The organism is Gordonibacter sp. (genome assembly GCF_036667095.1).
GTDB lineage: Bacteria > Actinomycetota > Coriobacteriia > Coriobacteriales > Eggerthellaceae > Gordonibacter.
In genome coordinates this window covers 1-6,549 of sequence record NZ_JAVWUP010000143.1, presented here as the reverse complement: position 1 = coordinate 6,549, position 6,549 = coordinate 1, and the positions used below count along the sequence as shown (strand labels likewise).

The 6,549-nt window shown below is 60.9% G+C and carries 6 protein-coding genes; 5 read left to right on the top strand and 1 reads right to left on the bottom strand.

All coding sequences use genetic code 11. The annotated features are described in order from the left end of the window. Positions 1-116: 116 nt before the first annotated feature. Complete coding sequence (locus tag RR842_RS10875; protein WP_332729735.1) at positions 117-1,325, bottom strand: acyl-CoA dehydrogenase family protein; 1,209 nt, start codon at positions 1,323-1,325, stop codon at positions 117-119. A gap of 466 nt (positions 1,326-1,791) precedes the next feature. On the opposite strand from RR842_RS10875, the gene RR842_RS10870 reads away from it, so the two are divergent. The 5 genes from RR842_RS10870 to RR842_RS10850 all read left to right on the top strand — a co-directional run. Beyond that, on the top strand, positions 1,792-2,946 hold the full coding sequence (locus tag RR842_RS10870; RefSeq protein WP_332514429.1) for an acyl-CoA dehydrogenase family protein: 1,155 nt from the start codon (positions 1,792-1,794) through the stop codon (positions 2,944-2,946). Between the two features lie 78 nt (positions 2,947-3,024). Further along, positions 3,025-3,792, top strand: a complete 768-nt coding sequence (locus RR842_RS10865; protein ID WP_332729734.1) for an electron transfer flavoprotein — start codon at positions 3,025-3,027, stop codon at positions 3,790-3,792. A gap of 38 nt (positions 3,793-3,830) precedes the next feature. Next, on the top strand, positions 3,831-4,721 hold the full coding sequence (locus tag RR842_RS10860) for an electron transfer flavoprotein subunit alpha/FixB family protein (RefSeq protein WP_332729733.1): 891 nt from the start codon (positions 3,831-3,833) through the stop codon (positions 4,719-4,721). Between the two features lie 289 nt (positions 4,722-5,010). Continuing rightward, complete coding sequence (locus RR842_RS10855) at positions 5,011-5,937, top strand: LysR family transcriptional regulator (protein WP_332521529.1); 927 nt, start codon at positions 5,011-5,013, stop codon at positions 5,935-5,937. A 31-nt stretch (positions 5,938-5,968) separates the two neighbouring features. After that, positions 5,969-6,549 (top strand): hypothetical protein (locus RR842_RS10850; RefSeq protein ID WP_332729732.1); only part of this gene is annotated, 581 nt, incomplete at its 3' end.

Sequence of the window (6,549 nt, the reverse complement as noted above, 5' to 3'; positions counted from 1 at the left end):
GGTGCGCCATTAGTTGGCGCACCGTCCTCGGCACTCGGCACGCCGAAAGCGCGATGGGCCCCACAGCAGGGCCCTTCGCGCAATACAAGGAGAGGTGACGAGAGGGGTGTTCGGACTTACAGATCGCCGCCAGCCAGCCAGTTGTTGTACACGAGGTGCCCGTTGTGCCTGTCCATCTCGCGGGCGATGGTGATGCGCTGGATCGTGGGCGCACCTTCTTCGAGCCACATGGCGCGGGCATCGCGATACAGGCGCTCGCAGGGGCCGATCGGATTGTCCTCGAAATAGCCGTCGCCACCGAAGATCTCCATCATCTCGTCGGACACGAGGCGCGTGGCATCGATGGAATACAGCTTGCACATAGAGGCCTTCTCGGCGATATATTCGCCATGTGGATCGTTGTCGTAGTCGTCGGCGAAGTCCATGACCATGCAGCGCAAGGCATGCGTAGTCATAGCCATATTGGCCAGCTTCATCTTGATGGCCTGACGGGAGATGATCGGCTTGCCGAACGTCACGCGATCGCGGGCGCGGGCGATGGAGATGTCAAGCATGCGCTGGCACATGCCGAGGTTCGAGTCGGCGATATGCACGCGGCTGATAGCCAGCGAATGCATGGCCACTTCCATGCCCTGGCCCTCTTCGCCCAAACGGTACTTGGGGTCCAGCTTCACGTCGGTCATCTTGAAGCCGGCATGCCCGGCCCCGCGGCAGCCCATCATGTGCGGCATCGGCACCAGCTCGAAGCCCGGCGCGTCCATGGGCACAAAGAAAGCGGAGAGGCGCTCGTCGCCCTTCTTCTCCGGATCGGTCACGGCGATGACATAGGCGAACTGGGCCACGTCAGTATGGGAGATAAGCCACTTCTCGCCGTTGATAACATAGTTGCCGTCGGCATCCTTGATGGCCGTGGAGTGCAGGTCGGCACCGGTGCCGCCCGTCTGCTCGGTCAGGGCGAAGCAGGTGAAGATGGTCTTGTCGCAGAACTTGTCCATGTACTCGGCCTTGAGTTCAGGGCAGCCGTAGTCGTCCAGGATGCGCCAGTTCAGGTCGGCTGCATAGTGTAAGTGCATGCGCATGCCGCCCGGACCGCGGGAGAACTCTTCCTGCACCTGCAGGATCTCGCGCTCGCTGAGGCCCCATCCGCCGTACTCCTCGGGAAGGGCATAGCGGTATAGGTTGTTCTCGATGGCAAGGTCGATGAACTCCTGTGGGAACTTGTTGGTGACCTCGACCTCTTTCTGCATCACCTCGAACGGCCCCTCGGCGAGTTCTCGCACGCTCTTGAGGTAGTTGCGGAACTCCTCCTGGGTCAGCTTGCTCATACGTCCTCCTTTGGTCTGTGTGAACCTTTCGGATTGCACCGACGGACTGTCCGGCGGCCCTATATCCTTCGGTTATACAGTTTGCACCCGAATGTTGTATTTTGTCCAATAGGAACCATTCGACAATTAAGCAGGCATGTATAGGTTTTCCCTATGATTCCCGCTTCCCCAGCCTATGTTCCAAACGGTTCCCTTGAGCTCATCTTGCTTCGAAAGCTAATATAATACCTGATCATAAAGTATATTTTAACATATACCGAAGGCAATACATTCACGACACGCTCTTTTTCAATAGATAAAAGCTATGAATCTGCCTTCAATTGCCTGAAGATAACCTATTGGACAAGTATCTATATCTGGGGCATTATGAGGGCACGTTATGAAACAACAGCGCGAGAATAGGTCCACGATATCGCAGCACGGCCCAAGACACGCGCTGACAGGAACGAGGGAGAAGGAGACAGGGATGGACTTCAGTTTGACCGTCGACCAAGAACTGCTCATTGAAAGCATCGACGAGTTCGCCGACCGTTATTTTGACGAGGAGACCGTCAGCGCCATGTACGACAACCACGGTATCCCCGACGAGATTGGCGAGGCCTACCGCGATGCGGGATTCGCCTTCATGGGCCTGCCTGAGGAATGCGGCGGCATTCCCTGCGACAAGCTGACGCTGGGCCTGATGACCGAAGCGCTCTACCATGCCACCGGCTGCATGACGCCCTTCATGACGGCCATGCTGGCCACGGCCGACGTTGCCGAATTCGGCACGCCCGAGCAGGTGGCCCTCGTGGTCGACCAGTATAACAAGTCAGGGCGCCCCATCGCCTCGCTTGCCTTGTCCGAACCCGGTGCCGGCTCCGACAACAAGGCCATGAGCACCTACACGAAGCGCCAAGCCGACGGTACCTATATTATGAACGGTCAAAAGACCTGGGTTACCAACGGCGGCAACACGCCCTACATGCTGGTGGTCTCCAAAGACGAGCATCCCGCACATGCCAACGAGAGCATGTCGCTGTGGCTCCTTCCCACCGACACCCCCGGACTCTCCACTGCGTCGCTGGACAAGATCGGCCAGCAGATCATCCCCTTCGTCGACGTGTTTTTCGACGAAGTGCGCCTGACCGACGACATGCGCCTGGGAAAGGAAGGCGAGGGGTTCCTCCTTCTTATGAAGAACTTCGAGATCGAACGCTGCCTCGTGGTGGCACAGAGCCTGGGGCTTGCACAGGCCTGCATGGACGATGCCGCCGCCTACGCCTCCGAGCGCTACGCCTTCGGCAAGCCCATCGGCCGCAACCCCATGATCCAGGACATGCTTGCCGAGATGGAGACTATCCTGGAGAACTCGCGCAACATGCTGTACAAGACGCTTTGGCAGCTCGATCAGGGCGACTCCGTCCGTACCGAGGCGGCGCTGCTCAAGCGCTACGCTACAGTGGGCTGCACGAAAGTGGCCGATATGGCACTGGAGATATTCGCGGCACTGGGTTACACCACGGCCAGCCGCGTGGGACGCATCTGGACCGACTTGCGCGGCAACCAGATGGCCGGCGGCACCGTGGAGATCATGAGCTATATCGCCGGACGCCAAATCGTGAAAAGGTACGCGAAATAGGCCGTCCGCCCTCCTCCCTGCGCTTGGCGCCACAGGCGCAGGGAGTTTGCCTTTACCCCAACCAAGAAAGGAAGCCCCATGAAGATCGCCGTATGCGTAAAAGTAGTTCCCGACGACCAAGATATCACCGTCGCCTCCGACCGCACACTGGACAGCTCGAAGGCCCACCAGGTAGTAAGCGAGTACGACTTGAACGCCATCGAGGCAGCCGCGCAGCTTGCCGCAGCGAACGACGCACAGCTGGTGGCTATCAGCGCCAGCAATGCGCGTGCCGACGACCTGAAAGTGAAGAAGAGCATTCTCTCGCGCGGCCCTGAGGAGCTGTTCATGATAGCCGACGACGCCCTCGCGCTAGCCGATGCCCGCACCACCGCGCGCGTCCTTGCGTCGCTGCTGGAACAGGCAGGCGACTGCGACCTGGTAGTCTGCGGCGACGGATCGGCCGACCTTTATGCCGGCCAGGTAGACGTGCAACTGGCGGCGCTTCTGGACCGCCCCGTAGTCAACGCCGTCACCGCCATGAAAATAGAGGACGGAACGCTGGTGGTGGAGCGCACGCTCGACGACCTGGTGGAGGAGATCGAGCTTCCGCTTCCGGCCGTCGTCGCCGTCTCCCCCGATATCGCGCTGCCGCGTATCGCCGGCATGAGGGAGATCCTCGCTGCCGGCAAGAAGCCCGCAACAGTATCCGACGCCTCCAGTGCAGGCATCGACGTAACGCCGCTCGTGGAGACGCTCTCCGTACGCGCCCCCGAGCTGGCCGACCGCAAACGCCAGGTATTCGACATGAAAACCGACGGGGACTTCGACTCCTTCGCCGCCGCTGTAGCCGCTGCGCTGCGCTAAACCCCCGACCCGCACTCGCCAGAAAGGACGATGGAATAATGAAAGCACTCGTCATTGCAGATAATGTGGATACCCAGCGCGAACTGTGCGCCGGCGCCCGCACCCTGGCCGACACCGTCTTGCTCGCCGTTATCGGAACCGATCCGGTACCGGACATCGCCGATGTCGCCTACGCTCTTGAACTGCCCGTCGGACAGGCCTTCGAGAATGCCTACGACACCGTCGAGGCCTTGTTCGACGAATTGTCGCCCGAGATCGTGTTCGTGCAGTCCTCCCCCCGCATGAAGATCGTAGGAGGACGGCTTGCCGCCCATGCCGACACCAGCCTCATCACCGATGTCACCGCGGTATACGGCGACGAAGCCGAGAGCATGTACTTCGGCGGCCTGGCCGTAAAGCGGCAGAAGGCTTCGGGGCCCGTACGCTTCTATTCCAGCAGCGGTGCCGCGTTCTGCGCTGAAGAGGCGACCGGCACTGACAGGGTGGAAACGCGTGCGTTCGCAACCCCCTCCCATCCTCTAACGGTGCGGGCCACGAAACCAGTGTCCTCCGAAGGCGGAGAGCTGGGGCGCGCCTCGGTGGTAGTCGGTGCTGGTCGCGGATTCGCCCACAAGGAAGACCTGCAGATGGCCCGCGACCTGGCGCACGCCGTGCGTGGCGAGACGGCCTGCTCGCGTCCGCTGGCCGAGAACGAGAAGTGGATGGCGAAAAGCCTGTACCTGGGCGTATCGGGCCGCATGATCTCGCCGAAAGTGTATTTCGCGCTCGGCATTTCCGGCCAGATGCAGCACATGGTGGGCGTGCACAACGCCGACATCATCGTCGCCGTCAACAAGGACCAGAACGCCCCGGTGTTCAACCAGGCCGACTACGGCATCGTGGGCGACCTGCACGAGGTGCTGCCCGCCCTCACGGCCAAGCTGGCCTAAAACCCCCGAACTACTCCCCCGAAAGGGCGAGGCGACCTCCCTTCCGCCTCGCCCCCTCCGAGCGAAGGCGAACCCCTTTCCGTCTTCGCTCGACCTCGTTCTCCGATACCCGCCTCGCGCCGATCCGGTTATCACAGGAAACCGTCCTGCATTAAGAACACCCCTCGCGACACCTCCCCTTAATGCAGGAATACCCCACAAACATGCGGTTTTATGTACCTACGGAAGCTCGGTTTCCCCGTATAATGGCAACAAGGGTACTCGGTAGCGGCGATCCAAGGGGACGACCATGAATCTCTCGCAGCTCTACTACTTCAAGAAACTAGCCGAACTGCAGCATTATGCCAAAGCGGCTAAGGAGCTCTACATCACCCAGCCGTCGCTCTCCAACGCCATCAGCTCACTCGAACAGGAACTGGGCGTATCGCTGTTCCAGAAGACGGGGCGCAACATCCACCTGACGAAGTACGGCAGCGAGTTCCTCGTATACGTAACCAGCGGTCTCGAGCAAGTCGACAAGGGCATCGCCATCATGAAAAACTACGCCGGCACCAGCGACGGCGGCAAAATCGACCTGGGCTGCATCATCACCGTCCAGACCGGCTACATACCCAAGCTGCTGAACGACTATAAGACGCGCACGGCCGGCGTGGCGTTCAACGTGCGGGAGGCGGCATCGGCCCCGCTGCTGGGCGAGCTGAAGAGCGGGCACTTCGATGTGGTGTTCTGCGCACACGGAGAGGACGACCCCGACATCGCCTACATCCCGGTGCTGACCCAACAGGTCGTCGTAGCCATGGGCGCGAACTGCCCGCTGGCATCCAAGGCGTTCATCACGCCCGCCGACCTCGAAGAACAGCATCTCATCTCGTATTTGGACACCATTCCGCTCGGTCGCGCCATGCGTCGCGCCCTCGACGAACGCGGCGTGCAGAACGTAGAGTACAACTACCTGGACGAATCCATCTTGGCCGGGTTTGCCGCCAACGGCGTGGAGGCGGCCATCATGCTGGACACGTTCTTCCTGCATAGTGTAGAGGGCCTGGAAGTGCGTCCTTTCTACCTGAGCGCGCTGGAGCGGCGGCCGTGCTACCATCGCGTGTACCTCGCCTACAGCACCAAGAACTACCACCCGTACTGCGTCGACCATTTCATTCAGTACATCACTGACAACTTGGTTCTCGAAGAGGACCCGCTCGCTCGCTACATCGATTAGCGGCAACGCTACAACCTGCAAGGACACCTCCATGACCCCTACTCGCAACGAAACCATGAGCCCTACCCGCACGAAAGCCACGTGGAAACCCGGCGTATTCGACGAACCCGTCCCGTTCTTTCGCTGCCCTGCCTGCCACTCCGTGCTCGCCGGCATCGACGGCGGCACAGGGCCCTGCCTGACCGGCGGCGGCAGGCGGCCAGTCGCCGAGCTTCCCTACGCGCCCGCGCCGACTGCCCCGCACTGCTGCGGCACGCCCATGGAGCGCCTGCCCGAGCTGTCGCCCGACGACACAGCCGCCTCGCTCGAACTTTCCTACGACGTCGTGGGAGGCTTCGACACCAACGCGCTGCGCGTGTCCTGGAGCGTGAAGCAAGCTGGATGTACGCCACGCTGGTTCGCCCTCAAGACATTTACGGGGCTACAGCTGAAATACGTCGTACCCGGCAAATTGCCACCGGTGGTGTTCGCACTGGCTGACGAGGATGCCTACGCGTACTGCGACGAAAATCCATGCCTTTCCTGCACGTTCCATTGCAAGCGGGGCTTCGTGCTGTACGCCTACGTCGAAGAAACCGGCCTCGTGGCCTATCCCGTCCACTGCGAAGCGGT

Excerpts from the sequence above, each read along its gene's own strand:
- RR842_RS10875 (WP_332729735.1), bottom strand. The coding sequence starts at position 1,325 with ATGAGCAAGCTGACCCAGGAGGAGTTCCGCAACTACCTCAAGAGCGTG.
- RR842_RS10870 (WP_332514429.1), top strand. The coding sequence starts at position 1,792 with ATGGACTTCAGTTTGACCGTCGACCAAGAACTGCTCATTGAAAGCATC.
- RR842_RS10860 (WP_332729733.1), top strand. The coding sequence starts at position 3,831 with ATGAAAGCACTCGTCATTGCAGATAATGTGGATACCCAGCGCGAACTG.
- RR842_RS10855 (WP_332521529.1), top strand. The coding sequence starts at position 5,011 with ATGAATCTCTCGCAGCTCTACTACTTCAAGAAACTAGCCGAACTGCAG.
- RR842_RS10865 (WP_332729734.1), top strand. The coding sequence starts at position 3,025 with ATGAAGATCGCCGTATGCGTAAAAGTAGTTCCCGACGACCAAGATATC.